Here is a 25,617-nt window from a genome sequence, read left to right on the forward strand (position 1 = left end):
TCGGCGATCGCGGCAGTACCGAGCCGCTCGTGAACGAACGCGACGCGCTCGGCGAGCTTCTCGTCCGTATCGACGATGGACGCTTGCGAGATGCCAAAGGATCCGTCCTCGCTCAGGCTCTTGACGATCAGCGGCAGCGCAAGGCGCGCGGGCCGTTTGACCTTGCGGCGCATCGGAAACACGGCAAAGGCCGGCACCGCGACCCGGCGATGGTGCACCAACGTCTTGGACAGATCCTTGCCGCGCGCCAGGATCAGGCCGCGCGGGTTGCACCCGGTATACGGGACCTTCATCAGTTCGAGATAGCTCGCGATGTGCTGGTCATACATGGACTGATAGTGGAATTCCTCCAGCAACGTGAACACCACATGCGGCTTGAAACTCTCGATCTGGTCGCGCACCGGCTTGATCTCCTCCTGCACGCCGAGCGGGCGAACGTCATGGCCGGCCGCACGCAAGGTGCTCACGACGTCGAATTCGGTTTTCCACCCATTGATCTCCTGCGCGGTGTATCCGTCGGTCGAGTCCGGCGGCACGCAGTCCGGATGCATCAACACCAGAATGCGCAGGCGTCTCATAGCGCGATCCATTTGCGCCGCGACGGGCCGAACATCATTTGCGTGGTCTTGGCGGTCAACAGAATGGTGAAGTTGGTCGCGAGCTTGCGTTCCGAGCCGGCGGCACGCAGATCGAGTTCGCGGCAGCGCTGGATCATGTCGTCGAGAACGGCATCGAGCGTGAGCTGGTTCTCGCCGGTCCACCGCGCGACCAGCTGCCTGATCTGGGAGCGGTGCCGCCGGATAAAGGCCGAGGCCGCCGGCGCCCGCTGATGCCGTGGATCGGCCGAGAACAGACGGGAGAGATCGCGGTCGTAGGTTTTCGGCGGCGTGAAGGCGTAGAACGCCTGCTTTTTCCGGTAATGCTCGCCCAGCGTCTGGCTGAGCTGATGCAGCGGATCGACGCGCTCCCGCGACAGGCCTGGCGGCCGCGCGCTTCCGATCTCGGCCATCAACTCGTCGACATATTCCAGCTTCTGCAGCGCCGGCCAGCCGGCATAGCGCGTCCGCCAGTTCGAGCGCGGGCGCAGCCACACCGCGAAGGTTTCGGCAAAATCCTCGTCCGGATGGCTCTGCGCGTACCAGAGCCGAAGATGCTGGACGAAACGCCGGCTGGCCGGATTGGGCCGGTAGTGGCGCGGGTAGCGTTTTGAAGACAAGCCGAACAATTGCTGCCAGCGCCGGCGGCGTTGCGGCTGCCAGGCGTGCTGCACGGCATGACCCGCCTCGTGCCGGAGAATGGCCATGCACTCGGACCAGGTGCCGCCCTCGACGTCGAGCATCATTTTCTTCTCGAGCTTCATCAGGCGGGGATGGGCGAGATAGAAGGGAATCGCGATGCCGGGCACATCCGCCGGACTGAACCATTCGCTCGATATCCATGCATGTGGCCGCAGCCGGATGCCCTTCGCCTGCAGCTCTTCATTCAGCGTGCCGAGACAATCCTCGAGCCAGGTGCCTTCGATCTTAACCTTCAGACTACTGAGGCGTTGCTTGAGCAACTCCTCATCCGACAGATCTTCCCAAGGAAATTTCCGGGTTGGCATGGGCATCCAGACGTAACCGAGAACGGTGCCTGGATGGTGTCACAGGATGCTGCCGGCAACAACCGGCGAGTCTTCGCGGTGTTCCATAGCTCGCGTAGGGCGGGTTCTCTTTAAACCGCCATGTCGTAACCGAGCGGCGGGTTAAAGAGAACCCGCCCTACGATCGCCTCCCACCATCGTCATTGCGAGCCAAGAAAAAATCCGCCGGAGAAAAACTCCGGCGGATCGTTATCATCGATGACGCCCTCGCCTCACGCCTTCATGTTCGCCTTCACCGCTTCCGCGGTAATCGGCAGCGCGCGGACCCGGGCGCCGCAGGCGTTGAAGATCGCGTTGCCGAGTGCGGGCGCGACCACGGTCACCGCCGGCTCGCCGACGCCGGTGGCCTTGTCGCCGTTGGCGATGACGTTGATGGCGATTTCCGGCACCTGTGACATCCGCAACGGTTTGTAGGTATCGAAGTTGGTCTGCTCGATGCCGCCGTCCTTCAGCGTCGCCTTCTCGTACATCGCGAGCGACAGCCCCCACAGCGCCGCGCCCTCGACCTGGGCGCGGATGTTGTCGGGGTGCACCTGGGTGCCGACATCGGTGGCCACGGTCAGCTTCTTGACCTTGACCTCGCCCGACGGCGAAACCGCGACATGGGCCACGCAGGCGGTCCAGCTCGCGGTCGCCCGTTCCTGCGACGAGACGCAGGCCACGCCCATGCCCTCGCCCTTCGGCAGTTTGGTGGCGCCATAGCCGGCCATGCCCATCGCGGCGAGCAGGGTGTTGCGCAGGCGTTGCGCGCCACCGTCGTTCTTGCCCTTGCCGTCCAGCAGCGCGATCCGGTACTGCGCCGGATCCTTGCCGGCGGCGTGCGCCAGTTCGTCGATCATGCTTTCGACCGCCCAGAAGGTCCAGCCCGGCGCGACCGAGCGCAACTGGCCCGACGGGGTGGCGTTATGCGCCATCTCGTTGAGGATGGCGCGGACGTTGTGATTGGGCACGGAATAGAAGAAGTCCGCGCCGTTCACGGTGAAGGCATCGAGCGGACCCTTCTTGTCGACCGAGGGCGACAGGAAGTCGGGGATGCCCCAGCGCTTGGTCGGCCACGCCGAGACCACGTCGTGGTTGAGCGCGATCAACTTGCCATCGGCGTCGAGACCCGCCTTGACCTTCTGGAAGGTGAGCGGGCGCGAATAATCCATGGTCATGTCGTTTTCGCGTGAGTAGATCACCTTGACCGGCTTGCCGACGGCTTTCGCCGCCTGCACCGCCGGCACCATCATGTCGGCGTCGAGACGCCGGCCGAAGCCGCCGCCCAGCCACATCTGGTGCATCACGACGAATTTGGGATCGATCCCGGCCGCACCCGCCGCGATGGCGCCGGAGCGCGTCGCGAACTGGTTGCCGGAATAGATGTGCAGGATGTCGCCCTTGAACTCGGCCGTGGCGTTCATCGGCTCCAGCGGCGCATGGATGTTGATGCTGGTGGTGTACTCCGCCTCCAGCACCTTCGCCGCCGTCCCGAAGGCCGCGGCGGTATCGCCGTCCTTGACGAAGAACTGCCCGGAATCGTCGAGGGCCTGCAGCCGCTTGGCCTCGTCGAGCAGCGACTGGCTCGACAGTTTGGCGTTCGGCCCGCCGTCATAGCTGATCTTCAGCGCGGCGGCGGCCTTCGCGGCATTGGCGTAGGTATTGGCCACCGCCACCACCCAGCCGGTGGTCGATCCGGTCTTGTCGTCGAGGGTGACGGCCTTGATGAAGCCCGGCACCTTCTTCGCCGCGGAATCATCGACCGACTTGACCGTGGCGCCGTAGCGCACCGGCGGCGTGATGATCTTGCCATAGGCCATGCCCGGCAGCATGACGTCGATACCGAATTTGGCCGTGCCGTTGGTCTTCGAGGGGATATCGAGCTGCGGCACCGAAACCCCGATCAGGGTGTATTGATCCGGCGTCTTCAGCTTGATCGCCTTGAGTTCGTCCGGCGTAAAGGTCCTGGTGATCTTGCCGCTCTTGACGATCTCGGCGAACGTCATCGACTTCTTCGACTTCGGATGCGAGATCACGGAATCCCTGACAATCAGCTCACCCGCGGGCACGCCCATCGCCTTGGCTGCCGCGTCGGTCAACGCCATGCGCCCCGCGGCTCCCGCGCGGCTCATCGCCTCGAAGTTCATCATCGTGCTCCAGCTGCCGCCGGTGATCTGGGCGCCGAGCACGGGATCGTTGAACTTCGGATCGTTGGACGCGAGCTGGACCCGCATGTCCTTCCAGGACGAGCCGAGTTCTTCGGCCACCATTTGCGCCATGGTGGAGGCAATGTGCTGGCCCATGTCGGCCTTGCCGCAGGTGACCGTGACCAGCCCGTCCGGCGCGATCGAATACCAGACGCTTGGATCGAAACTGGCGGGTGCGGCGAGCGCCTGATCGCCGCCGAGCATTCCGGGCACGGCCGAATAGCCGAGCGCGAGACCGGCGGCGGCCGATCCGACCAGGAAGGAGCGCCGGCTGAGATCGGCGGATGCGGTCGAGGTGACCTTCACGTGCGTATTCATGTTGCCCTCCGCTCGGTTCCGGCGTTGGAGGCGGTGCGCATTTCAGAGGCCGCGCGCATGATCGCCTTCTGGATGCGCGAATAGGTCATGCAGCGGCAGAGATTGCCGTCCATGTGCGCCACCACTTCGTCCTTGCTCGGGTTGGGATTTTTCGCGAGCAGCGAGGCCGCCTGCATGATCTGGCCGGACTGGCAGTAGCCGCATTGCGGAACCTGCTCGGCGATCCATGCCTTCTGCAGCGGATGGTCGCCCTTGGCGCTGAGGCCCTCGATGGTGGTGATCTTCTTGCCGGCGACGTCGCTGAGCAACGTCTGGCAGGATCGCACCGCCTCGCCGTTGACGTGCACGGTGCAGGCGCCGCACAGGCCGGCGCCGCAGCCGAATTTCGTGCCGGTCATCTGCAGTTGTTCGCGGATGGCCCAGAGCAGCGGCGTATCCGCCGGCGCCTCGACGGACATATTCCGTCCGTTGATGTTGAGATTAGGCATGGTCTCTTCCCCGCCGGTGCATGACGCCGCTTACGGCGGCCATTCATATCGTTGGCTCATGGTCTGACACCCACCGGGCCGATGCCGACCTTGGCGAGCAGAATGATCGCGATCCAATCTGGAGGCAATCCAGTTTGGAATTGGTCGAAGGGAAAATTTTTCCGATGCAACCTTTGTGCGTTGCGGCAACGCCTCGCCACAAACTCGCCGAAGGGTTCGATGCCCACGCCAGGCGGAGGGATCGCGGGCGATTGCAGAATTGGGCATTTCCCCTCGGCGAACGGATCGCGCTAGTACTGACCATATGAGATCGGCAGGGCGCTTGCTGCCCATGCTTCGAGACGCTCGCGCATGCTCGCTCCTCAGCATGAGGTTGTTGTGTTTCAACAAGTTATCCTCATCCTGAGGAGGCCACGAAGTGGCCGTCTCGAAGGATGGGCAGCAACACCCGTTTATGATTAGACTAAGGTCACGAGATACATTCAGGACATCGCGATGCCAAAGCTCAACCGTGACGGGGTCGACATCTACTACGAGGTCCACGGCTCCGGTCCGCCGCTGCTGCTGACCCACGGCTATTCATCGACCGGCGAGATGTGGCAGGGCCAGATCGAGGCGCTGTCGAGGCATCACCAACTGGTGTTGTGGGACATGCGCGGCCACGGCCGCTCGGACTATCCCGACGATGCCGCCGCCTACAGCGAGGCGGCAACGGTGGCCGACATGGCCGCGCTGCTCGACAAGGTCGGCGCTGAAAGCGCCATCGTCGGCGGGCTTTCGCTCGGCGGCTACATGTCGCTGGCATTTTACCGCGCGCATCCGGAGCGGGTGCGCGCGCTGCTGATCATCGATACCGGACCGGGATTCAAAAAGGACGAGGCCCGCGAGGCCTGGAACAAGCGCGCGCGCGAGACCGGCGACCGTTTTGAGCGCGAAGGCCTCGCTGTGCTGAAGTCGGCCAGCCGCGAACGCTCCGATGTGAGCCACCGCGATGCCTCAGGACTGGCGCGCGCCGCGCGGGGCATGCTGACCCAGCGCGATGCCCGCGTGATCGAATCGCTGCCGGATATCAAGGTGCCCAGCCTGGTCGTGGTCGGCGCCGATGACGCGCCTTTCCTCGCCGCCTCCGACTATATGGCAGCAAAGATTCCGGGAGCGGCGAAGGTGGTGATCCCCGGCGCCGGCCACGCCGTCAACATCGACCAACCGCAGGCCTTCATCGACGCGGTGCTGCCCTTCCTCGACAGCCTCGACGCCAAAGCAACGCAGAAGGCGGCGTCATGAAGGTATTTTTCGCAGCAGCCTTGTTTGCGGCGCTGAGTGGAACGCCCGCTCCCGTCCATGCGCAAGGCCTGCCGCCATCAGGCGGTCCCTACCCGCCGCCGTTTGTCGCGACCTTGTCGAACAATGTGCCGCTGGCCTTCGGCATGGAGGCCGCGGATGCCGCGCGCGCTCTCGGCGTGCCGCTCAATTACATCAAGGGCCGCCCGGGCAACGAAATCTTCCTGGCGTTCCGCGACATCGGCGGCAGCGGATTGTTTCCGCACCGCCACCGGCTCTATCTGCAATTCCGCGGCGGCCGCCTGGCGGGCTGGAAAGGCGATTGGGGCCATAACTGGATGTGGCAATAGCGGCGGGCGCGCCGTTTCCTTTCTCGAAAAGATCCACTCGCAACCAAGGGATGACCCGTGGGACAACAGATAAAACTGACGGCTTCGGACAATTTTCAACTCGGCGGCTACCGCGCCGAGCCATCAGGCGCGCCGAAGGCGGCGGTGGTGGTGATCCAGGAAATCTTCGGCGTCAATCACCACATCCGATCGGTCTGCGACCGTCTCGCCGGCGAAGGCTATGTCGCGATCGCGCCCGCGATCTTCGATCGCACCGAACCCGATTTCCAGTGCGGCTATTCGCCGGACGAGGTGGCGACAGCGCGCAAGTTCATCGCCAGTCCCGACTGGGAAGCAATGCTGCGCGACACCCAGGCCGCGATCGATGCGGTGAAAAATGTCGGCCCGGTCGGCATCATCGGCTTCTGCCTCGGCGGCAGCATCGCCTATGCCGCCGCGACCAGACTGTCGGGCCTGAAGGCTGCGATCGGCTATTACGGCGGCGCCATCGTCCGCTTCGCCGACGACAAGCCGAAGGCGCCGACGCAACTGCATTTCGGCGAGAAGGACGCGGGGATTCCGCTAGCCGATGTCGAGACCATCAGGACAAAACGGCCCGAGGTCGAGATCCATGTCTATCCCGGCGCGCAGCACGGCTTTCACTGCGACGAGCGGGCCAGCTACGACAAGACCAGCGCCGATATCGCCTGGCCGCGCAGCATGGCTTTCCTGGCGAAGCATTTGAAGTGACGCCAACGAAACCCCGACGTCATTCCGGGATGCGCCCTCGGTCGGCAGTTGCCGACCTGAGGCGCAGGCCTCAGATGCGCAATTGCGCATCGGGGAATCCATACTCACGATCGTGGTTATGGATTCCGGGCTCGTCGCTTCGCTCCGCCCCGGAATGACGGTGTCTAGATAACGCCGGCGCGCCGCTTCACTCGCCCTTGACGCCCGTGGCTTTCACAACATCCGCCCAGCGAGCGTAGTCGCGGCGCAGCGTGGCTTCGAACGTTTCCGCCGATCCGCCGACCGGCATGAGACTGACCGTCTCGAGCCCTGCGACCCCCTCGGGAGAAGCGATGATGCGCGACAGTTCCGCGGAAAGTTTCGCGACGATGTCCTTGGGCGTAGCGGCGGGCACGAAGACGCCGATCCAGCCCTCGGCCTCGAAGCCGGGGAAGCCGAGTTCAGCCATCGTCGGCACGTTCGGCAACTGGGTCCTGCGCTTTTCGCCGCCGACCGCCAGCGCCCTGATCTTGCCGCCCTGGATTTGAGGGTTGGCCGTGGTCAGATCGACGAAGGCTGCGGTCACGGTGTTGTTGAGCAGATCATTCACCAGCGGCGCCGCGCCACGATAGGGAACATGGGTCATGTCGATGCCCGCGTTCTTCTTTAGCAATTCGCCGTAGAGATGCGACGTCGTCGCGTTGCCGAACGAGCCGTAGGGTACCTTGCCGGGGTTGGCCTTGGCGTGGTCGATCAGTTCCTTGACCGACTTGATCGGCTGCGCGTCGGGGACCGTCAGCACGATCGTCGACAATCCGACCTGGGTCACCGGCGCGAGATCCTTGAAGACGTCGTAGGGCAGCTTTGAAATGAGGCTGGGCGCCTGGATGATCTGGGTGATGGCGACCAGCACGGTGTAGCCATCGGGCTGCGCCTTGGCGACGAAATCATTGCCGACCACACCGCCGCCGCCCGACTTGTTTTCGACGACGACGGTTTGCTTCCACGCTTCCGACAGTTTGTTGGCCAACAGGCGGGCCGATACGTCGGTGGCTCCGCCTGCGGGATAGGGCACGACGAAGGTTATTCGCCGTTCCGGATAGGACTGCGCCGCCGCCTGATCTGCCGACACACATACGGCCGTCATGGCGATGCCTGCGATCGTTGCAGCTGAAATTGCGGTGCGCACGACCTTGATTGGCGAACGGATGCTCATCTTTTCCCCTTGGTAGATTTCGATGGATTGAGTTTGTCGGGCATATGCTCCCGGCTGGATCGAAGCAAGTCTCCTGTCGGGCGCATCACGCCGAACGCGCTGATTCACCACAGCCAGCCATGACAATGCCGCCGCACGGAATGATCGTAGCAGCATCGGCGTCTGACTTGTTCAGGGAGAAGGGAATGCTATCGACTAGAACCAGCGTTCGCCGACCAGCACGGTATCGCCGGGGCTGATGGCGGTGCCGAGCGGCACCACTGATCGCATCGATCCCGATGCGTCGGTATGGGTGAGCGTGACGCGGTCGCGGCGGGCGCGCGGCGAGAAGCCGCCGGCAATCGCCACCGCGCTTTCGACCGACATGTTGGGCACGTAGGGATATTGGCCGGGGGCCGCGACTTCGCCGAGGATGAAGAACGGCCTGTAAGCCTCGACCTCCACCGCCACCGACGGCTCGCGGATGAAGCCGTTGCGCAGTTTGGCGGTGATGTCGGCGGCGAGCCGCGCGGGCGTCTTGCCGCGCGCCGGCACCGAGCCGATCAGCGGCATGGTGATGGAGCCGCCGGCATCGATGGCATAGGTGTTGGTGAGACCTTCCTGGCCGTAGACCACGACCCGCAATTTGTCGCCGGCGTCGAGATGATAGGCGGTGTCATACGCTACGGGCACCGGCATCGGCGCGGCGGCGTAGACGACGGGAGGCGGGCCATAGGCCCGGCCGGGTCCGGCAAAGCTGCTGCGAAGCGCTGCGATGGCGCCGCCGCCCGAATCGGCGACGACGACCGGAGGGGGATTGTAAGGCTGGCCGTACGCCATCGAATCGAGATCGGCTTGCGGCTGGGCGATCGCGACGGGACCCGGCGTACGCATGCAGCCCGACAGAGCGAGCGCGGTCATGATGGCAGTGATCGGTATTCGAAACGCGCGCGCAACCCGCACCGGAGCCATCCCTCATCGCGAGACAGCCTAAGTCTTGCACCGGTTATGGTTAACAAACCGTTGGCGCGGGGGTGTGTCTTCACCCTCCCCTGGAGGGGGAGGGTCGGCTCACATTGAGCGCAGCGAAATGTGAGACGGGGTGGGGTGACGGTCTCTCGTATCGAACAGTGCGGGGATGAGAGACTTTCACCCCACCCCGCTCGCTACGGACGATGCTACGCATCGCCGGGCGCGAGCGACCCTCCCCCTTCAGGGGAGGGTGAAGAAATTCACGCGCTGACGCCGGCGCCGATCGGGCAGGACACGCCGGTGCCGCCAAGCCCGCAATAGCCGGCCGGATTCTTGGCGAGATATTGCTGGTGATAGTCCTCGGCGAAATAGAACTCGCCCGCCGGCGCGATCTCGGTGGTGATGGCGCCGAGGCCCTTCGCCGCCAGCGCTTTCTGGTAGGCCGATTTCGACGCGTCGACGGCTTTGCGCTGCGCCTCGCCGAAGGTGTAGATCGCGGAGCGATACTGGGTGCCGACGTCATTGCCCTGCCGCATGCCCTGCGTCGGGTTGTGGCTTTCCCAGAACGTCTTCAGCAACTGCCCATAGGAGATCTTCTTCGGATCGAACACCACCAGCACCGCCTCGGTGTGGCCGGTGCGGCCCGAGCAGGCCTCCTCATAGGTCGGGTTCGGGGTATGACCGCCGGCGTATCCCACGGCTGTCGTGTAGATGCCGTCGCCGAGCTCCCAGAACTTGCGCTCCGCGCCCCAGAAGCAGCCGAGCCCGAACACCGCCTGCTCCAGGCCCGCAGGATAAGGCGGCTGCAACTGACGGCCGTTCACAAAATGGGTTTTGGCGGTGGGGATCGGTGTCGAACGGCCCGGCAGTGCCTCGGCTGCATCAGGCAATGCGGTGGTTTTGCGCATGAAGAACATCGGGATCACCTTTCGATGTCGAAGGCGGGTTCCGGGCAATCCCGGATCCGCCAGTCGAACGCATCATCTGTGGCTCTACTATATGTCTTTACGCTCGCCACCGCAGCCCTGTTACGCCGGTCGCGTTGAACACAAGCGCAGGCTGAGGAGCGGCCCGTTCAGTCCCGGGAATAGCCGATCAGCGGCTTGCGTGGCCGGAACAGCAGCATCAGCAGAATGCCCAGCACGCCCAGCACGGCAAAAACCGGCTGGTCCAGGATCACCCGGACGACGCTGCTCCAGAGCCAGGGCGCGGTGCCCTCGAGCCAGGCCCGGAACGCCTGCTGGCTGGACTGGTGGATATCGTTCCAGAACTGGCCAAACCGGGTAAATTGCAGGGTCTGATCGGCGACCCAGCGGGCACCGTCATAGACCATGAAGATGAATCCGCAGGCCAGCAGCAAGAGGCCCACAAGTCGGAAGAAACCGCGGATCATGCGTCACCTTATGTCTGTCGCGCCCCGAACGCGGTCAGGGATTAACGGGCCCCCTCGAGAAATTCAACCACTTCAGCAGCTTATCCGACCTTTCCAGGCCGGCCTTCCGGCCCCCGGGGGCCCGGAAGGCGTTGACGCTGCAGAGCGCGCCCTCTATAAGACCGGCAATGGCGGCGGGCGCAATCCCGCCGCCGCTGTTCTTTGAACGACGCCGTCATGTCAGCATATTCGCTTGGCCTGCTATGGCATCTCGGGAGCATCCGGAAAACACCAGCTTCGATCAGGCGGTTGAACGGCCGGCGCGCTCAAGCCCGACCACTCAGCGACCGGTCACCGCCGAAGGATATTTGAGAACATGGCCAATACGACTTCCGCCAAGAAGGCGACCCGCAAGATTGCCCGCCGCACCATCATCAACAAGTCGCGCCGCACCCAGATGCGCGGCGCGGTTCGCACCGTCGAGGAAGCGATCAAGAGCGGCGACCGCGAAGCGGCGCTGAAGGCGATGACGCGCGCCGAACCGGAACTGATGCAGGCAGCGCAGCGCAACATCATTCACAAGAACAATGCGAGCCGAAAGGTTTCGCGGCTCGCACATCAGATCGCCAAGCTCGCGAAATAAAACTGATCGAAAAGAATAATCGTCAGGAAAGCCCGGCCACGCCGGGCTTTTTCTTTTTGTATTTGCACCGCACTGCAGTTGGCCCCAAGCGACAAACTGGCGCGCCCGTAATTTTACTGGGCCTATGTAGGAAGCCGGGCTTATGTACTTCGCCAGCGCACGAGCTGCATTGATGCGAGTCAGTGCTCGGCCACACTTTGCAAATAGCAAGCGAGCGCGTCGCAAAACGTTTCAGGGTTACCCTCTTCCGACGATCAAAAAAAATGGCGCTTGCGTAGTCACTTATCGGCATAGTGGCGACCGCTTGTTGGAAAATGGATTTCCACCTCGCCCATTCGTAAACAAATTATGAATTTATTTTGAGCGATTGTCAGAAATGTCACAGCGCTTCCGGGTTTCGAATCTGTGCGCAGATTCAAAACCTTGGCGCTCGCTGCGAAACATGACGGCTGATTTCGCGAGTGCGAAGTGGTTTTTGCCGGTGCTCCCGCTGAATCATTTTCGTTGCGGGAAATAGGGCATGATGTATCTCTTAGGGCGTTCGCGGCGCCCACGGCTCTTCAGACCAGCGCGGTTTAAGAAACGGGGCGGACGTGCAAATCGGCGGCGGTGTGCGCGTTGGCGACGCTTTCCAAGCGATTGTCGGAGTAAACCTCATAGCGATATGGGGAATGTGGGTCTGTGTCGAAATTTCTCGAGGTGGGGCATTCGTGTCCCGCTCGCTTCGAACAAGAGAAATACGAAATGGGCCAACCGGGAAGCGCAAGGCGAAGCACCCGAACGGGTTAAAAAAACGGGCTGAACGAATCGGCATGGGGTCTGAACGATTCCAAGCTTCAGGCACTGCCGGCTGAATTTGAAACATGCGTGGAATGACACCTCGCCGCGAGCAATCGTGGCGGGAGGGGGAGGCTGTATGCTTTACGGGATCATCTCGGTAATCGACCAGGTGCCAGTTTCAACCGATGACGTATTGGACGCCTTAGTCGCCGCCTGCATGCGGCCTCCCGCGCGAACTCCGGGCAGACCGCTGAGTACGCGCTGACCTCGCGAACGCTTCTTTTCCAGCCGACGACGTAGCCAACGGCATCTCGCCGAACGGCCGGTCTATGGCTGGAGACCAAGTCTCGCTTGAGGTCACGACCTGCGGAACATGCGCACGGCGGCATCGCCGGGAACTTTACTCCATCAGAAAAGTCGTCAGAAAATGACAAATATCGAACAGGATCGCTGGTCACGCGTGAAGGGTCGGCTGCGCTCGAGCGTGGGGGAAGACGTCTATACGAGCTGGTTTGCGCGGATGGACCTGGAAGGCGTGCAGGACGAAAGCGTCCGGCTTTCGGTGCCGACGCGGTTTCTCAAGAGCTGGATCCAGGCGCATTATGCCGAGCGCGTTCTCACCTGCTGGCAGGCCGAGATGCCGGAAGTGCACCGCATCGACCTTACCGTGCGCACCGCGATGCGCTGCGCGGCGCCGGCCAAGGAAGCCGCCGCCCCGCTCGATGCCCGCCGCCCCGAGCGGACCGACGGCCGGCCGGCGCCGGAACTGCGCGCCACCGCGATCGCGCCGGTGTCCGCCAGCCATGACGCGCTCGGCGGCTCGCCGCTCGATCCGCGCCTGACCTTCGGAAGTTTTGTCATCGGCCGCTCCAATACGCTGGCCCATGCGGCAGCGCGCCAGGTGGCGGAGGGACGACGCGGCGACAGCGTGATGTTCAACCCGCTCTATATCCATGCCGGCGTCGGCCTCGGCAAAACCCATCTGCTGCAGGCGGTGACCTGGGCCGGCAATTCCGGCAGCGAACGCAAGGTGCTCTACCTCACCGCGGAAAAATTCATGTACGGCTTCGTCGCCGCGCTGAAGACGCAGACCGCTCTCGCCTTCAAGGAAGCGCTGCGCGGCATCGACGTGCTGGTGATCGACGACCTCCAGTTCCTGCAGGGCAAATCGACCCAGGCCGAATTCTGTCACACCCTGAACGCGCTGATCGACGCCGGCCGCCAGGTCGTGATTGCGGCGGATCGTCCGCCCTCCGACCTCGAGAGCCTCGACGACCGCGTGCGTTCGCGCCTTGCCGGCGGCCTGGTAGTCGAGATGGGATCGCTCGGCGAGGAACTGCGGCTCGGTATCCTGAAGTCACGCGTCGCCGCAGCCCGCGCGCATCACGCCACCTTCGACGTGCCGGCGCCGGTGCTGGATTATCTGGCCCGCACCATCACCCATAATGGCCGCGACCTCGAAGGCGCCATCAACCGCCTGCTGGCGCACTCAAAGCTCAACGCCCAGCCGGTGACGCTGGAGATGGCCGAGCGCGAAGTGCGCGACCTGGTCCGCCCGCAGGAACCCAAGCGCATCAAGATCGAGGACATCCAGCGCGTGGTGGCCCGGCAGTACAATGTCAGCCGCTCCGACCTGCTGTCGTCGCGGCGTACCGCGAATGTGGTGCGCCCGCGCCAGGTCGCAATGTACCTGGCGAAAACCCTGACGCTGCGCAGCTTGCCGGAAATCGGCCGCCGGTTCGGCGGACGCGACCACACCACGGTGCTGCACGCCGTGCGCAAGATCGAGGCCCTGGTCTCCAAGGATGTGGCGCTCTCCGAAGAGGTCGAATCGCTCAAGCGCCAACTGCAGGAGTGAAATTTTCTCCGTTCCGTGACGGAGGAGCTTCATTCTGCCGCCCCGGCGCAAGCCGGGGTCGGGGGCCGGCAGTCGCCGGGGCAATGCTACGGATTTTAAGGCAAAACGTGGGGAACGACCCCGCGTTCCGCTTGCGCTGGCGGGCCATCCGAGCCACCTTGCGGTCCCCCCGCGGGTTTGGTCAAATCCAGCTTCGATCAGGCTTTTCGGGTTTCAAATGCCGCGGCGCGCCTTTTGGGCCGCCCGGCTTTTCCATCTTAGGGATCAGGCGGGTATTGCAATGAAGGTCACCGTCGAACGCGCGCAACTGCTGAAATCGCTGGGCCACGTCCATCGCGTGGTCGAGCGCCGCAACACCATTCCGATCCTGGGCAACGTGCTGGTCCGCGCCGAAGGCACCCGGCTGTCGCTGAAGGCCACCGACCTCGACCTCGAGGTGACGGAGACGCTGGCGGCGGAAACCGCCACCGGCGGCTCGACCACCGTGCCGGCGCACATGTTCTACGACATCGTGCGCAAGCTGCCCGACGGCGCGCAGATCGTGCTGGAAGGCGACGGCGACCGCTCGGTGCTGGCGATCCGCGCCGGCCGCTCCCGCTTCACGCTGCAGACCCTGCCCGAAAACGATTTTCCGGATCTCGCCGCCGGCGACATGACCCATTCGTTCACGCTGGCCGCCGCCGATTTGAAGCGGCTGATCGACCGCACCCAATTTGCGATCTCGACCGAGGAGACCCGCTACTACCTCAACGGCATCTACCTGCACGCCGCCGGCAGCGCCAAGGCGGCGACCTTGCGCGCGGTCGCGACCGACGGCCACAGGCTGGCGCAGGTCGATCTGCCCCTGCCCAAGGGCGCGGACGGCATGCCCGGCGTGATCGTGCCGCGCAAGACCGTCGGCGAAGTGCTGCGGCTGATCGACGACAATGAGGGCGAAGTCGGCATCGAACTGTCGCAGGGCAAGATCCGCTTCACCATCGGCCATGTGGTGCTGACCTCGAAACTGATCGACGGCACGTTTCCGGATTACGGCCGCGTCATCCCGCAAAACAACGACAAGGAACTGATCGTCGACAAGAAGGATTTCGAGGCCGCCGTCGACCGCGTCTCGACCATCTCCAGCGAGCGCGGCCGCGCGGTAAAACTGGCGCTGTCCGCCGGCAAGCTCATCCTGTCGGTGACCAACCCGGATTCCGGCAGTGCGACCGAAGAACTCGAGGTCGAATACGCCTCCGACGCGCTCGATATCGGCTTCAACTCGCGCTATTTGCTGGATATCGCCGCCCAGATCGAGGGTGAAGTCGCGGTCCTGAGGCTGGCCGATCCGGGTTCGCCCACGCTGGTGCAGGACAAGGATTCCAAGGGCGCGCTGTATGTGCTGATGCCGATGCGGGTGTGACGAGCGGCAAAAAACACTCAGACCTCCCCTCTCCCCCTGTGGGAGAGGGTGGCGCCTCACGAAGTGAGGCGACGGGTGAGGGGTTCGTGCCGCAGACCCCACACCATCGGCCCACCGCCAAGCGCATCCGCGGTTTCGCGAAAAAGCTACGCCGCGAGCCGACCGACGCTGAAACGGCGATGTGGCGCTTGCTCCGCGGTCGGCGACTGGCGCTCTTCAAGTTTCGCCGCCAAGTCCCCTTTCAGAACTTCATTCTCGACTCTGTGTGTTTCGAAAAGCACTTCATCATCGAAATCGATGGTAGTCAGCATGCTGATTCCGAGCGCGACACGGCGAGAGACGCTGTCTTGATGGCGGAAGGTTTTCGCGTCGCGCGTTACTGGAATAACGATGTGTTGCTGCAACCCTCCGCTGTATTGGAGGACATTTTCGCAAAGCTTGCCGAGCCGTAGGAACCCCTCACCCGTCGCCGAACTTCGTTCGGCGCCACCCTCTCCCACAAGGGGAGAGGGAAGAAAGATCGCCGCTCTTCTGACATGACCGCTTCCCGCATCCACCGCCTGACGCTGACGCACTTCCGCAATTATCGCAGCGCGAGTTTGCAGACCCGTGGCGACGTGGTGGTGCTGGTGGGGCCGAACGGCGCCGGCAAGACCAACTGCATCGAGGCGATCTCGTTTCTCACGCCCGGCCGGGGGCTGCGCCGGGCCACGCTCGACGACGTCGCCGATATCCAGGGCGACGGTTCCTGGGCGGTGTCCGCCGAGGTTGAAGGCGCGCTCGGTCTAGCCACGCTCGGCACCGGCATCGACCCGCCAGGCACTGAGGGTGCCGCCACCAGCCGGCGTTGCCGGATCGACCGCGAGCCGGTCAGCTCCGCCACCGCCTTCGGCGATCATTTGCGCATGGTATGGCTGACGCCGACGATGGACGGGCTGTTTCTCGGCGCAGCATCCGAGCGGCGGCGGTTTTTCGACCGGCTGGTGCTGGCGATCGACTCCGAGCATTCCAGCCGGGTGTCGGCGCTCGACCGCTCCCTGCGCTCGCGCAACCGCCTGCTGGAGGTGCGCAATTACGACGACCATTGGTGTGACGCGATCGAGCGTGAGACGGCCGAGCTTGCCGTTGCCGTGGCGGCGATGCGCGGCCAGACCGTGACACGGCTGGCCGCGATGCTGCGCGCGCGCGGTGACGCGTCGGCGTTTCCTTCCGCAAGGATCATGCTCGACGGCTGGATGGAAAACGCGCTGGTCAACGAACCCGCCACCGCGGTGGAGGATCGCTACCGCGAAATCCTGCGCGCCGGCCGCGCCCGCGACGCCGCCGCCGGCCGCACCCTCGACGGCCCGCATCTCACCGACCTGCAGGTGATCTACGCGCCGAAAAACATGCCGGCGCGCGACGCCTCCACCGGCGAACAGAAGGCGCTGCTGATTGGCCTCGTGCTGGCGCATGCCAGCCTGGTCGCGGACATGACCGGCATCACGCCGCTCTTGCTGCTCGACGAAGTCGTCGCGCATCTCGATCCCGGCCGGCGCAGATCGCTGTTCGAAGAACTCGCCAAGCTCGGTTCACAGGTCTGGATGACCGGCGCCGACCCCGCGGCATTCGCCGACATCGGCGCGTCGGGCGAGGTTTTCGAGGTCGATTCCGGCCAGATCACCCGCCGCGCCTGACGGCAGCGGCGCTCATCGCGCCGGGTGCGCAAGGTGCTGAAAATCCGGGCTCCGGGGATGGAGAATCGGCTGCCGAATCGCGCTTTTGCGAAGCCTCCGAATCGGCTTCCGGCCGCCTTGAAAAACCTTCAAAAAATCCTATTTATTCAATAGCTTGCTGATAGAGACTTTGCGCTAGGCGCAATGCCTCTTTCATGGCACAAATAGACTAATCAGCGCCCCTTTTGCGCCGCTGATTCGGGACATCCTCGAAGGCCTCACATGACAGAACCTGCCCGGCAAACCATCGCCGACACTGAGCATTCCATTCCTATCGAATATGGTGCGGAATCGATCCGGGTGTTGAAGGGCCTCGACGCCGTGCGCAAGCGGCCGGGCATGTATATCGGCGACACCGATGACGGCTCCGGCCTGCATCACATGGTCTACGAAGTCGTCGACAACGCCATCGACGAAGCGCTCGCCGGCCACGCCAGCGCGGTGGAAGTCGTGCTCAACGCCGACGGCTCGGTCACCGTGCGCGACGACGGCCGCGGCATTCCCGTCGACATTCACAAGGGCGAAGGCATTTCCGCCGCCGAGGTCATCATGACCCAGCTGCATGCCGGCGGAAAATTCGACCAGAATTCCTACAAGGTTTCCGGCGGCCTGCACGGCGTCGGCGTATCCGTCGTCAATGCGCTGTCGGAGAAGCTGCAGCTGCGGGTCTGGCGCGACGGCAAGGAGCACTTCGTCGAATTCGCCCATGGCGACGTGGTGGCGCCGCTCGTGGTGGTCGGCGATGCCAATGGCAAGCGCGGCACCGAGGTGACCTTCCTCGCCTCCAAGGAGACCTTCACCAACGTCGAATACGACTTCGCGACGCTGGAACATCGCCTGCGCGAGCTCGCCTTCCTGAATTCCGGCGTCAATATCGTGCTGTCCGACATGCGCCACGCGGTCGAGAAGCGTGAGGAGATGCGCTACGACGGCGGCGTCAACGAGTTCGTGAAATATCTCGACCGCAACAAGAAGCCGATGGTGCCCGCGCCGATCATGATCAATGCCGAGCTCAACGGCATCGGCGTCGAGGCGGCGCTGTGGTGGAACGACAGCTATCATGAGAACGTGCTGTGCTTCACCAACAACATTCCGCAGCGCGACGGCGGCACCCATCTGGCCGGCTTCCGCGGCGCGCTGACGCGCCAGGTCAATGGCTATGCCGACGCCATCGCCAAGCGCGAAAAGATCGCGCTGACCGGCGACGACTGCCGCGAGGGCCTGACCGCGGTGCTCTCGGTCAAGGTGCCCGATCCGAAATTCTCCTCGCAGACCAAGGACAAGCTGGTGTCCTCGGAAGTGCGCCCCGTAGTCGAAAACGTTCTCAACGAGGCGCTGGCGGCGTGGTTCGAGGAACATCCCTCCGAAGCCAAGGTCATCGTCGGCAAGGTGGTGGAAGCCGCAGCCGCCCGCGAAGCCGCGCGAAAAGCGCGCGAGCTGACGCGGCGCAAGGGCGCGCTCGATATCGCCTCGCTTCCCGGCAAGCTCGCCGACTGCCAGGAGAAAGACCCGGCCAAGTCGGAACTGTTCATCGTCGAGGGCGATTCCGCCGGCGGCTCCGCCAAGCAGGGCCGCAACCGCGAATTCCAGGCGGTGCTGCCGCTGCGCGGCAAGATTCTGAACGTCGAGCGCGCGCGCTTCGACAAGATGCTGGGCTCCGAGCAGATCGGCACGCTGATCACGGCACTCGGCACCGGCATCGGCCGCGACGACTTTGATCTGTCAAAACTTCGCTATCACAAGATCATCCTGATGACCGACGCCGACGTCGACGGCGCGCACATCCGCACCTTGCTGCTGACTTTCTTCTTCCGCCAGATGCCGTCGCTGATCGAGGGCGGTTTCCTCTATATCGCGCAGCCGCCGCTCTACAAGGTGACGCGCGGCAAGTCCGAGCAGTACCTGAAGGACGAGCGCGCGCTGGAAGATTATCTGATCGCGACCGGCCTCGACGACTGCGTGTTCAAGCTGGCGTCGGGCGAAACCCGCGCCGGACGTGATCTGCTGGCGCTGGTGGAGGATGCCCGCGCCATTCGCGGCACGCTGCACAATCTGCACAGCCGCTATAACCGCAAGGTGATCGAGCAGGCGGCGATCGCCGGGGTGATGAACCCGAAGATCACCGGCGACCTCCCCACCGCCAACGCCGCCGCCGATTATATCGCGCGACGGCTCGACGCGCTGGCCGACGAGGTCGAGCGCGGCTGGACCGGACGCTTCACCGAGGGCCAGGGTTTCCACTTCGAGCGCACCGTGCGCGGCGTCAAGGACGTCGCCATGATCGACGACGCGCTGCTCGGCTCGGCCGATGCGCGCAAGCTCGACGATTACGCGGCCAGGCTGCAGGAAGCCTATCCGAAGCCGGGCCTGCTGCGCCGCAAGGATACCGAGACCGCGATCCACGGGCCGGTCAGCCTGTTCGAGGCGGTGACCGACGCCGGCCGCAAGGGCGTGGCGCTGCAGCGCTACAAAGGCCTCGGCGAGATGAACCCGAGCCAGCTCTGGGAAACCACCCTCGACACCAACGAGCGCTCGCTGTTGCAGGTCAAGATCAAGGAAGTCGACGAGGCCGACGACATCTTCACCAAGCTGATGGGCGACGTGGTCGAGCCGCGCCGCGAATTCATCCAGGATAATTCCCTCAGCGCCAATGTTGACGTGTGAGCAACGATTCGGTGCCACCGCTTCAATACATCGTTGAGGGCGGCCGCCGGCTGTCCGGCACCATCGAGCCGTCGGGCAACAAGAATGCCGCTTTGCCGATCATCGCGGCGGCGTTGCTCACCGAGCATCCGGTTACCCTCGAAAACGTGCCGCGGATTCGCGACACCGAAACGCTGGTCGAACTGATCCGCTCGGTCGGCGCGTCGGCCGAATGGAAGGCGCGCAACACGCTGGCCATTCACGCCAAGGAGATTCGTGCCGCCGACCTCGATCCGGTGCTGTGCGCGCGGATCCGCGCCTCGATCCTGCTGGCGGGACCGCTGCTGGCCCGCTGCGGCGAAGTGATGCTGCCGCCGCCCGGCGGCGACGTCATCGGCCGGCGCCGGCTCGACACGCATTTTCTGGCCTTCGAACAGCTCGGCGCCACGGTCACCGCCACCGACCGGCTGGAATTCCGCGCCGGCAAGCTTCGGGGCGCCGACGTCTTCCTGGATGAGCCCAGCGTCACGGCCACGGAAAATGCGCTGACGGCCGCGGTGGCGGCGCATGGCACCACTTATTTGCGCAATGCCGCCTCCGAGCCGCATGTGCAGGACCTCGCGCTTTTCCTGGTCGCGCTCGGCGCCCGCATCGAGGGCATCGGCACCAACACCATCATCGTGCACGGACCGGCGACGCTCGGCTCGGCCAGCTATACGATCCAGCCCGATCATATCGAGGTGGGCTCGCTGATCGGCCTTGCCGCGGTGACGCGTTCACCGCTGCGCATCGCGCGGGCCGGCGTCGGGCATCTGCGCTCGATCCGGATGGGTTTCGAGCGGCTCGGCATCGTCTGCGAGGTCGAAGGCGACGACCTCATCGTGCCGGCCCAGCAGACCCTCAAGATCCATGATGATTTCGGCGGCCACGTGCCGAAACTCGAGGACCAGCCGTGGCCGGCGTTCCCGGCCGATCTGATGTCGATCGCCATCGTTACCGCGACCCAGTGCGACGGCGTGATCCTGATGTTCGAGAAGATGTTCGAGTCGCGGATGTTCTTCGTCGACAAGCTGATCGCGATGGGCGGACGCATCGTGCTGTGCGATCCGCACCGCGCCATCGTGGCGGGGCCGAGCCGGCTGCGCGGCGCGGAGATGACGTCACCCGACATCCGCGCCGGCATGGCGATGCTGCTGGCCGCCGTCTGCGCCAAGGGCGTCAGCACCATCAACAACGCCGACCAGATCGAGCGCGGCTATGAACGCATCGACGAGCGCCTCAACGCGCTGGGCGCGAAAATCACCCGCGTGCCGGAGCGGTCGCGCGACGCGTAAGCAAGCGACTGCGACCCTGTCGCCACCATTTCGTCCCGGCGGCCGTGCTAGTCAGTCCCCATGACTTCCCTTGACAAGACATCCCTTGATGAAATCGAGCAGGCGCCGGCCGACCCCAGCACGCGCGGCCATCGCCTCACGCTCGAACTTGCCGAGACGCTGAAGCTCGCGGTGCCGATCGCGCTGACGCAGCTCGGACAGATCGCGATGATGACCACCGATCTGGCGCTGGTCGGACGGCTTGGCGACGGGGCTGTCGCCGCCGCGGCGCTGGCGAGTTCGGTGTTCTTCATCACCTTCACCTTCGGCATGGGGCTGGTGTCCGCGGTGGCGCCGCTGGCGGCGCAGGCCTTTGGCGCGCGCAATCCCCGGATGGTGCGCCGCGCGCTGCGCGTCGGGCTGTGGGCCGCGCTGATCATTTCGCTGCCGATGATCCTGCCGCCGCTGTATGGCGAACAGATCCTGCTGGCGCTGGGTCAGGCGCCGGCGACGGCGCGGCTGGCGCAGGAATATCTGCTGGGCCTGGCGTGGGGCATTGCGCCGGCGCTGTGGTTTCTCGCCATCCGCGGCTTCATGGGCGCGGTCAACCGGCCGGAGCCGGGGTTGTGGATCACGCTGGTGGCGATCCCGGCCAATGCGATGCTGGTCTATCTGCTGATCCACGGCGAATGGGGATTGCCGCGGCTGGAATTGTTCGGCGCCGGCCTCGCCACCACGATCATCAATTTCGGCATGTTCCTGGCGGCGCTGTGGTTCGCGCATCGCCGCCGGCCGTTCCGGAAATATCACGTGCTCGGCCGGATCTGGCGCATCGACTGGATGCTGATGCGGCAGCTGGTCGTGATCGGCGCGCCGATCTCGATCTCGTTCCTGCTGGAATACGGCCTGTTCTCCGCGGCAGCCCTGCTGATGGGCCTGATCAGCACCACCGCGCTGGCGGCGCATCAGATCGCGCTGCAGGTGACCGCCATCCTGTTCATGGTGCCGTTCGGCATCGGCATCGCGGCCACCGTGCGGGTCGGGCATGCCGTCGGCCGCAACGATGCGGCGGCCGTCAGGCGGGCGGGTTTCGTCGCCACGCTGCTCGGCATGGCGCTGGTTTCCGCGCTGACGCTGGCCGTGATCCTCGCCCGGTTTGCGATTGCGCGGTTCTTCTTCGGCGAGGCGGTCGAGAGCGGCGGTCTCGTCATCGAGCTCACCGCCACACTGCTGATGGTCGGCGCCACGTTCTTTGTCGCCGACGGCATCCAGACCGTCGCCGCCGGCGCGTTGCGCGGCATGAACGACACGCGGATACCGCTGCTGTTTGCCGCGATCAGCTACTGGCTGATCGGATTTCCCGCCGCCTACGGGCTCGCCTTCTGGACCGGATGGGGCGCCATCGGGGTCTGGATCGGGCTGTCCTGCGGCACCGCGGTTTATGCCGTGCTACTGGTGCTGCGCTTCCGGCGGCTGGCAAACCGGCTGGGTCAGGTGCGATAGGAGGTGATGATGAAAATCCGCGAGATCAAGCCGACCGTCGATGCCGATGCGCTGCTGGCCGGCGCGCAATTCGCGGATGCTTTCGGCCTCGAAGTCGATGGCCACACGCTCGATGCACGGCAGGCCACGGAGCGGATGGTCGGCCGCGCACCGCGATGGATCGACGCGCTGGTGAGCCTGCGCAATATCCTGGTCGCGCCGTTCGGCCTGAAAACATCAGGCGCCAGCGCCACCACGCCGCGGGACATGATCGGCATGTTCCCCGTGATCAGCCAGACGCCGGACCGCCTGGTCGCCGGCTTCAACGACCTCCATCTGGATTTCCGCGTCGTGGTCGATGTCGCAACCCGTGGCGCCGGCCAGCAGGTCACCGCGACCACGCTGGTGAAGACGCACAACTGGCTCGGGCGGACTTATCTTGCGATCATCCTGCTGTTTCACCGGCTCGTGGTCCGCGCCATGCTGCGCCAGGTTGCGGCCTGAAAGCGACGCATCGCTTGTATCTTCCGGCCTGCATGGACGCCCGGCTGCGCCCGTGCTTTGTTCCGTCAATCAATGGCGTGACGAGGCTCCATGACATTATCCATCGACCTGTTCTTTTCGTTCCGCAGTCCCTACAGCTATCTCGCGCTGCCTAAAACGCGCAAGATGATCGACGATTACGACGTGACGCTGAACCTGCGCCCGGTCTATCCGCTGGCGGTGCGGGTGCCCGGATTCTTCAAACGCGCCAATCCGCAATTTGCCCGCTACGTCGTGCTGGATTCCAGCCGCGTCGCCAAGCACGAAAACATCCCGTTCCGGTTTCCCCGTCCCGACCCGATCGTGCAGGACATGACGACGCTCGATGTCGCCGAGAACCAGCCCCACATCCATCGCCTGACCCGCCTCGGCGCGGCCGCGCAGCTGGAAGGCCGTTCGCTGGAATTTACCGAAGCGATCAGCCGGGTGCTGTGGGACGGCACGGTCAAGGGCTGGAACGAGGGCGATCATCTCGCCAATGCCGCGAGCGCCGCCGGCTTCGACCTTGCCGCGATGGACGCGGCGGTTGCCGCCGATCCCGATCGTTACGAACGGGTGATCTCGGGCAACGAAGCGGCCCACGCGGCTTCCGGCCACTGGGGGGTGCCGACCTTCGTGTTCGAGAACGAACCGTTCTTCGGCCAGGACCGCATCGACATGCTGATCTGGCGGATGGAAAGCAAGGGCCTGACCCGCCGCACCTGATGTCGCAAGTGATCGCGACGGCCGGAACCAAGGGTGTCCCCGGCGGTTACCGCTGGTGACATCCATCGACATCCCTCCCGACAGCGACGACACCAAAGCGGCTTTGGCGCGCGCTTTCGATGCGGTCTGGGAACGGTTTCTTGCGATCGAGGGGGATGAAGCCGATACCGCTGAAAATCGCGCGCGGCTCGCCACACGGATTGTCGCGTTGTCGCGTTCCGGCGACATCGAAGAGCACGAACTGGTCGAGGCCGCCTTGATCCACCTCCGCGTGCTCGCAGAAGCCGCCCGCCTCGGCGGTCGCGATAGCCCTGAAACGGCGTTCGCGGCAGCCGCCCACCCGGGGGCGCAGGACGCCCCGGGGGCGCAGGGCGGCCATGCGTTTACGCCTGAAACCATCGCAGCGATGTCGGCGGCGTTCGATCGCTGCCTCGACGAATTGCCGTTCCGGATCCCCTCGGACGCGCTGAAACTGCTGTCGAGCAGCATTCTCGACGAGGCTTCGCGCGGCGAGCGCGATTCCGAGCGCCTGCGCCTTCACGCGCTCGATGCGCTGAAGGCCCGACAATAGCGGCGGCCTTCAGGTCATCCGGCTTGAACGATCGCCATCATGCGAATAGTTTGCCGGTCCGGGTCCAAGGAACAAAATAACATGGCCAATGAAACTGCAACCCTCGCCGCCTACGTCGCCAACCTGAAATTCGACGATATCCCGGATGAGGTTCTGGCGCGCGCCAAGGTGCTGACGCTGGATTTTCTCGGCAGCGCCATCCGGGCGCGGCGCGACGCCGAATCCACCGCGTCACTGCTCAAGATGCTCGAAACGCTGGCGCTCGACGGCAAGGGCGACTCCACCGTGTTCGGCGACAGCAAAACCTGGACGCCGGCGGTGGCGGCGCTGCTCAACGGCGCGCTCGGCCATTCCCTCGATTTCGACGACACCCATGCGGATTCCTCGCTGCACCCGAGCGCGCCGGTGGTTCCAGCCGCGTTCGCGATCGGCGAGATGGTCGGCGCCTCGGGCCGCGACGTGCTCACCGCGATCGTCGCCGGCTATGAAGTGTGCTGCCGGCTCGGCAACGCGCTCGATCCGACCTCGCATTACGCGCGCGGCTTTCATCCCACCGCGACCGCCGGAACCTATGGCGCGGCCGCGGCGGCCGCCAAGCTATTCGGGCTATCGCAGCAACAGATCATCGCGGCGTTCGGCGTCTCCGGCAGCCAGGCCGCAGGCTCGCTCCAGTTCCTGTTCAACGGCGCCTGGAACAAGCGCTACCAGGTCGGCGCCGCCGCGATGAACGGCGTGATCGCAGCCACGCTGGCGCGCAATGATTTCATCGGTTCGTCCGAATCGGTCGAGGGCAAGCATGGCCTGTTGGTCGGCTACAGCGACAACGCCCATCCCGACAAGGCGGTCGCCGGCCTCGGCCAGATCTACGAGACCATGAAGATCGGCGTCAAACCCTATCCGAGCTGCCGCTACACCCACGCCGCCCTCGATGCGCTGATCGCGATGCGCCGCGAGCACAATCTGACGCCGGACCAGATCAGCAAGGTCGAGATCGGCCTGCATCGCAACGGCATCACGCTGACCGGCGACGCCGCCACCAAGCGGCATCCGACCTCGATCGTCGGCGGCCAGTTCTCGATGTTCTTCACCGGCGCGGTAGCGCTGGATCAGGGCCGCTTCGGGTGGGACGATTATGAGCGGCTCGGCGACGCCGCCGTCGATGCGCTGGCGGACAAGTTCGAGGTGGTGCAGGACGATCGTCTTGAAATCGGCCGCACGCATCCGTTCGGCGCCCGCGTCTCGATCACGACCGAGGATGGCGTGCACGAGCGGCTCTATGCCGATCCCTCCGGCGAGCCGAATTCGTTTCCGGACGCCCAGGCGATGCAGCAGAAGTTCTTGACGCTGGCCCGCCCGGTGCTGAACGGCCGCGCCGACCAGTTCGCCGACGCCATCCTGTCGCTGGAAAAATTCGACCGGGTCGCGAAGGCGACGCAGCTCGGCCGGCAATAGC

General features: G+C 64.6%; 22 protein-coding genes and 1 pseudogene. 15 read left to right on the forward strand and 8 right to left on the reverse strand.

Features of this window, described 5'->3' with window-relative positions; genetic code table 11:
- From Q7T45_RS19635 to Q7T45_RS19650, 4 genes and pseudogenes are all read right to left on the reverse strand, one after another.
- Nucleotides 1-578 (reverse strand): annotated as a pseudogene (locus Q7T45_RS19635) (D-alanine--D-alanine ligase); the annotation flags it as partial.
- Nucleotides 575-1,558 (reverse strand): putative zinc-binding metallopeptidase, encoded by a 984-nt coding sequence (locus Q7T45_RS19640; RefSeq protein WP_304872835.1) that lies wholly within the window; start codon nucleotides 1,556-1,558, stop codon nucleotides 575-577. The gene Q7T45_RS19640 and the pseudogene Q7T45_RS19635, both read right to left, overlap by 4 nt.
- A gap of 296 nt (nucleotides 1,559-1,854) precedes the next feature.
- Nucleotides 1,855-4,146, reverse strand: a complete 2,292-nt coding sequence (locus Q7T45_RS19645) for a molybdopterin cofactor-binding domain-containing protein (protein ID WP_304872837.1) — start codon at nucleotides 4,144-4,146, stop codon at nucleotides 1,855-1,857.
- Nucleotides 4,143-4,634 (reverse strand): (2Fe-2S)-binding protein, encoded by a 492-nt coding sequence (locus tag Q7T45_RS19650; protein WP_304872838.1) that lies wholly within the window; start codon nucleotides 4,632-4,634, stop codon nucleotides 4,143-4,145. Before Q7T45_RS19650 ends, Q7T45_RS19645 begins: the two co-directional genes overlap by 4 nt.
- Nucleotides 4,635-5,129: 495 nt before the next feature.
- Here Q7T45_RS19650 and Q7T45_RS19655 point away from each other — a divergent pair, with 495 nt between their 5' ends.
- Genes Q7T45_RS19655 through Q7T45_RS19665 form a run of 3 tightly spaced genes read left to right on the forward strand, consistent with a single transcriptional unit; the run spans nucleotide 5,130 to nucleotide 6,994 of the window.
- On the forward strand, nucleotides 5,130-5,918 hold the full coding sequence (locus Q7T45_RS19655; protein WP_304872840.1) for an alpha/beta fold hydrolase: 789 nt from the start codon (nucleotides 5,130-5,132) through the stop codon (nucleotides 5,916-5,918).
- The gene (locus tag Q7T45_RS19660; RefSeq protein ID WP_304872841.1) at nucleotides 5,915-6,265 is read left to right on the forward strand and encodes a hypothetical protein; all 351 of its coding nucleotides are present in this window, start codon (nucleotides 5,915-5,917) and stop codon (nucleotides 6,263-6,265) included. The genes Q7T45_RS19655 and Q7T45_RS19660 overlap by 4 nt, the downstream gene beginning before the upstream one ends.
- A gap of 57 nt (nucleotides 6,266-6,322) precedes the next feature.
- Complete coding sequence (locus tag Q7T45_RS19665; RefSeq protein WP_304872843.1) at nucleotides 6,323-6,994, forward strand: dienelactone hydrolase family protein; 672 nt, start codon at nucleotides 6,323-6,325, stop codon at nucleotides 6,992-6,994.
- Between the two features lie 187 nt (nucleotides 6,995-7,181).
- Here Q7T45_RS19665 and Q7T45_RS19670 read toward each other — a convergent pair whose 3' ends face one another.
- The 4 genes from Q7T45_RS19670 to Q7T45_RS19685 form a co-directional block, all read right to left on the reverse strand.
- Nucleotides 7,182-8,120, reverse strand: a complete 939-nt coding sequence (locus tag Q7T45_RS19670; RefSeq protein WP_304872844.1) for a tripartite tricarboxylate transporter substrate binding protein — start codon at nucleotides 8,118-8,120, stop codon at nucleotides 7,182-7,184.
- Nucleotides 8,121-8,384: 264 nt separating this feature from the next.
- The gene (locus Q7T45_RS19675) at nucleotides 8,385-9,089 is read right to left on the reverse strand and encodes a polysaccharide biosynthesis/export family protein (protein WP_304872846.1); all 705 of its coding nucleotides are present in this window, start codon (nucleotides 9,087-9,089) and stop codon (nucleotides 8,385-8,387) included.
- A gap of 311 nt (nucleotides 9,090-9,400) precedes the next feature.
- Nucleotides 9,401-10,057, reverse strand: a complete 657-nt coding sequence (msrA, locus tag Q7T45_RS19680) for a peptide-methionine (S)-S-oxide reductase MsrA (protein ID WP_304872847.1) — start codon at nucleotides 10,055-10,057, stop codon at nucleotides 9,401-9,403.
- Between the two features lie 158 nt (nucleotides 10,058-10,215).
- Nucleotides 10,216-10,533 carry a hypothetical protein gene (locus tag Q7T45_RS19685; protein WP_304872849.1) on the reverse strand — a complete coding sequence of 106 codons (318 nt, stop codon included), beginning with the start codon at nucleotides 10,531-10,533 and terminating at the stop codon, nucleotides 10,216-10,218.
- Nucleotides 10,534-10,888: 355 nt separating this feature from the next.
- Between Q7T45_RS19685 and rpsT the strand changes: the two genes are divergently transcribed.
- The 12 genes from rpsT (at nucleotide 10,889) to Q7T45_RS19745 (ending at nucleotide 25,616) form a co-directional block, all read left to right on the forward strand.
- Nucleotides 10,889-11,155, forward strand: coding sequence for a 30S ribosomal protein S20 (rpsT, locus tag Q7T45_RS19690; RefSeq protein WP_213775729.1), 267 nt, complete (start codon nucleotides 10,889-10,891; stop codon nucleotides 11,153-11,155).
- Between the two features lie 1,207 nt (nucleotides 11,156-12,362).
- Nucleotides 12,363-13,793 carry a chromosomal replication initiator protein DnaA gene (gene dnaA / locus Q7T45_RS19695; protein ID WP_304872853.1) on the forward strand — a complete coding sequence of 477 codons (1,431 nt, stop codon included), beginning with the start codon at nucleotides 12,363-12,365 and terminating at the stop codon, nucleotides 13,791-13,793.
- Nucleotides 13,794-14,073: 280 nt separating this feature from the next.
- The gene (dnaN, locus tag Q7T45_RS19700) at nucleotides 14,074-15,192 is read left to right on the forward strand and encodes a DNA polymerase III subunit beta (RefSeq protein ID WP_304872855.1); all 1,119 of its coding nucleotides are present in this window, start codon (nucleotides 14,074-14,076) and stop codon (nucleotides 15,190-15,192) included.
- An 86-nt stretch (nucleotides 15,193-15,278) separates the two neighbouring features.
- Entirely contained in the window at nucleotides 15,279-15,644 is a 366-nt protein-coding gene (locus Q7T45_RS19705; protein WP_304872856.1) for an endonuclease domain-containing protein, read from the forward strand.
- Between the two features lie 84 nt (nucleotides 15,645-15,728).
- A complete protein-coding gene (gene recF / locus Q7T45_RS19710; protein WP_304872858.1) occupies nucleotides 15,729-16,868 on the forward strand; it encodes a DNA replication/repair protein RecF in 1,140 nt (379 codons plus the stop codon).
- A 261-nt stretch (nucleotides 16,869-17,129) separates the two neighbouring features.
- The gene (gene gyrB, locus Q7T45_RS19715) at nucleotides 17,130-19,571 is read left to right on the forward strand and encodes a DNA topoisomerase (ATP-hydrolyzing) subunit B (protein ID WP_304872859.1); all 2,442 of its coding nucleotides are present in this window, start codon (nucleotides 17,130-17,132) and stop codon (nucleotides 19,569-19,571) included.
- 11 nt (nucleotides 19,572-19,582) lie between these two features.
- On the forward strand, nucleotides 19,583-20,884 hold the full coding sequence (murA, locus tag Q7T45_RS19720; protein ID WP_304872860.1) for a UDP-N-acetylglucosamine 1-carboxyvinyltransferase: 1,302 nt from the start codon (nucleotides 19,583-19,585) through the stop codon (nucleotides 20,882-20,884).
- Nucleotides 20,885-20,944: 60 nt separating this feature from the next.
- A complete protein-coding gene (locus Q7T45_RS19725; protein ID WP_304872861.1) occupies nucleotides 20,945-22,366 on the forward strand; it encodes an MATE family efflux transporter in 1,422 nt (473 codons plus the stop codon).
- A gap of 9 nt (nucleotides 22,367-22,375) precedes the next feature.
- Nucleotides 22,376-22,849 (forward strand): DUF2867 domain-containing protein, encoded by a 474-nt coding sequence (locus Q7T45_RS19730; RefSeq protein ID WP_304872909.1) that lies wholly within the window; start codon nucleotides 22,376-22,378, stop codon nucleotides 22,847-22,849.
- A 90-nt stretch (nucleotides 22,850-22,939) separates the two neighbouring features.
- The gene (locus Q7T45_RS19735; protein WP_304872862.1) at nucleotides 22,940-23,593 is read left to right on the forward strand and encodes a 2-hydroxychromene-2-carboxylate isomerase; all 654 of its coding nucleotides are present in this window, start codon (nucleotides 22,940-22,942) and stop codon (nucleotides 23,591-23,593) included.
- A gap of 55 nt (nucleotides 23,594-23,648) precedes the next feature.
- On the forward strand, nucleotides 23,649-24,164 hold the full coding sequence (locus Q7T45_RS19740) for a hypothetical protein (protein WP_304872864.1): 516 nt from the start codon (nucleotides 23,649-23,651) through the stop codon (nucleotides 24,162-24,164).
- A gap of 81 nt (nucleotides 24,165-24,245) precedes the next feature.
- Nucleotides 24,246-25,616: an MmgE/PrpD family protein gene (locus Q7T45_RS19745; protein WP_304872865.1), complete on the forward strand. Its 1,371-nt coding sequence runs from the start codon at nucleotides 24,246-24,248 to the stop codon at nucleotides 25,614-25,616.
- Nucleotide 25,617: the final 1 nt, after the last annotated feature.

It is taken from the genome of Bradyrhizobium sp. (assembly GCF_030646015.1).
Taxonomy (GTDB): Bacteria; Pseudomonadota; Alphaproteobacteria; order Rhizobiales; family Xanthobacteraceae; genus Bradyrhizobium.

Excerpts from the sequence above, each read along its gene's own strand:
- rpsT (WP_213775729.1), top strand. The coding sequence starts at position 10,889 with ATGGCCAATACGACTTCCGCCAAGAAGGCGACCCGCAAGATTGCCCGC.
- Q7T45_RS19650 (WP_304872838.1), bottom strand. The coding sequence starts at position 4,634 with ATGCCTAATCTCAACATCAACGGACGGAATATGTCCGTCGAGGCGCCG.
- msrA (WP_304872847.1), bottom strand. The coding sequence starts at position 10,057 with ATGTTCTTCATGCGCAAAACCACCGCATTGCCTGATGCAGCCGAGGCA.
- Q7T45_RS19735 (WP_304872862.1), top strand. The coding sequence starts at position 22,940 with ATGACATTATCCATCGACCTGTTCTTTTCGTTCCGCAGTCCCTACAGC.
- gyrB (WP_304872859.1), top strand. The coding sequence starts at position 17,130 with ATGACAGAACCTGCCCGGCAAACCATCGCCGACACTGAGCATTCCATT.
- Q7T45_RS19675 (WP_304872846.1), bottom strand. The coding sequence starts at position 9,089 with ATGACCGCGCTCGCTCTGTCGGGCTGCATGCGTACGCCGGGTCCCGTC.
- Q7T45_RS19660 (WP_304872841.1), top strand. The coding sequence starts at position 5,915 with ATGAAGGTATTTTTCGCAGCAGCCTTGTTTGCGGCGCTGAGTGGAACG.
- Q7T45_RS19685 (WP_304872849.1), bottom strand. The coding sequence starts at position 10,533 with ATGATCCGCGGTTTCTTCCGACTTGTGGGCCTCTTGCTGCTGGCCTGC.
- Q7T45_RS19645 (WP_304872837.1), bottom strand. The coding sequence starts at position 4,146 with ATGAATACGCACGTGAAGGTCACCTCGACCGCATCCGCCGATCTCAGC.
- dnaN (WP_304872855.1), top strand. The coding sequence starts at position 14,074 with ATGAAGGTCACCGTCGAACGCGCGCAACTGCTGAAATCGCTGGGCCAC.
- Q7T45_RS19670 (WP_304872844.1), bottom strand. The coding sequence starts at position 8,120 with ATGACGGCCGTATGTGTGTCGGCAGATCAGGCGGCGGCGCAGTCCTAT.
- recF (WP_304872858.1), top strand. The coding sequence starts at position 15,729 with ATGACCGCTTCCCGCATCCACCGCCTGACGCTGACGCACTTCCGCAAT.
- dnaA (WP_304872853.1), top strand. The coding sequence starts at position 12,363 with ATGACAAATATCGAACAGGATCGCTGGTCACGCGTGAAGGGTCGGCTG.
- Q7T45_RS19725 (WP_304872861.1), top strand. The coding sequence starts at position 20,945 with ATGACTTCCCTTGACAAGACATCCCTTGATGAAATCGAGCAGGCGCCG.
- Q7T45_RS19655 (WP_304872840.1), top strand. The coding sequence starts at position 5,130 with ATGCCAAAGCTCAACCGTGACGGGGTCGACATCTACTACGAGGTCCAC.
- Q7T45_RS19730 (WP_304872909.1), top strand. The coding sequence starts at position 22,376 with ATGAAAATCCGCGAGATCAAGCCGACCGTCGATGCCGATGCGCTGCTG.
- Q7T45_RS19745 (WP_304872865.1), top strand. The coding sequence starts at position 24,246 with ATGGCCAATGAAACTGCAACCCTCGCCGCCTACGTCGCCAACCTGAAA.